Origin of the sequence: Globicatella sanguinis NBRC 15551, from assembly GCF_001552295.1 — a bacterium.
Taxonomy (GTDB): Bacteria; Bacillota; Bacilli; order Lactobacillales; family Aerococcaceae; genus Globicatella; species Globicatella sanguinis.
The window spans coordinates 1-1524 of sequence record NZ_BCQX01000207.1 but is presented as its reverse complement, the minus strand read 5'-3'; the positions used below and the strand labels follow the sequence as shown (position 1 = coordinate 1524).

At 37.5% G+C, this 1524-nt stretch carries 1 protein-coding gene; it reads left to right on the top strand.

Annotated features, from left to right (window positions below):
* Positions 1-105: 105 nt before the first annotated feature.
* Positions 106-1344 carry an IS256 family transposase gene (locus tag GSA01S_RS10115; protein ID WP_066127251.1) on the top strand — a complete coding sequence of 413 codons (1239 nt, stop codon included), beginning with the start codon at positions 106-108 and terminating at the stop codon, positions 1342-1344.
* Positions 1345-1524 lie beyond the last annotated feature (180 nt).

Here is a 1524-nt window from a genome sequence, read left to right as displayed (position 1 = left end):
ATAGCGTAAAATATCTTGTGTAACCTCGGAGTCTCCCTGGAAAAAGAGACCTCTTTTTTGTAAGATTGTAATAACAACAAAACAATCACAAACAGGAGGTCCCTCATGAAAGATTTTAACACAAAATTAATCACAGCACTAGCACAAGGTGAATCGGTTCATGAAATATTTCGTCAAGCTTTAGAAGAAGCTATTAACCTACTCCTTGAAAGCGAAAGAACGGTTTTTCTTAATTATGAGAAATGGGAAGTGAAAGGCTACAATACCGGCAATTCAAGAAATGGTTATTATTCCAGAACATTAACGACAGAATACGGTAAGCTACAGCTCAAAATACCAAGAGATCGATTAGGTCTGTTTGATATTAAAACGATTCAATGTCTTCAACAAGCCCCTAATCACTTAGAAGAGATGATCATTTTAATGTATCAAAAAGGTGTGACAACACGCGATATCTCAGACCTCATTGAAAAAATGTATGGTCACCACTATTCGCCAACGACTATCTCTCATCTTTCTAAAACATTTGAAGAAGAGTTAGCTGCTTACCGACAACGCCCTATTAAGCAAGACTATGTTTGTCTATATTGCGATGCCACCTTTATCCCTGTAAGACGTGGGAGTGTGTCTAAAGAAGCTGTCCATACCATTATTGGAATTGATGCTCAAGGCTATAAAGAAATACTCGATTTTCAAGTCTATCCGACAGAGTCCTCCTTGCACTATCGTGAAATGCTACAAGACCTAAAACAAAGAGGGCTCGAAAATGTGTTTCTCTTTGTGTCAGACGAATTAACAGGCTTAGCGGAAGCGTTAACCAATGAGTTTCCAATGGCCCTTCATCAAACCTGTTGGACTCATCTGCTGAGACATTTCGCCATGAAAGTACGGGTGAAAGATCGTCAAGAAGTATTAGAAGGGCTAAAAAAAGTCCCTAAAGCTGGTAGTATCGTAGAAGCCACGCGCTTACTTAATGAATTTATTCAGACTTGGAAAGGGACTTATCCAAAATTGGTAGAACAATTAAGACGAAAAAAGAACCTTTTCTCGTTCATGCATTTTCCCAAAGAGATATGGCCATCACTTTATACAAACAATCTATCCGAGGCCTTTAATAAGCAATTGAAGAAGCGAACGAAAATTAAAGAACAATTTCCACATGAGGCGTCCCTAGAAAAGACAGTCTATTGTTATGTCATAGAATATAATGCCAAGTTCGCAAATCGTATTCATAAAGGCTTTGGGAAGGTTGCATTTGAACTTCAACTGCTGATAGATCTCAAAAGGCCGGTTAATGAATTCAACTTAAGAAGAGAAACAGAAAAATCCTCAAGTATCATGTGAGGCTTAACTAGCGCCCTTCGGTTGCTGGCCTTGCCTTTTAGATGGATTATCTTGTTGAGAGGAAGTACAAGTTCACTGGTCGTTATGATAATTCATCTAAAAGGCAAGGTGAAATTCAATAAATAGTTATTAATTATATTACAATCTTAATATGCAGGTTACACAAAATATTTGACACTA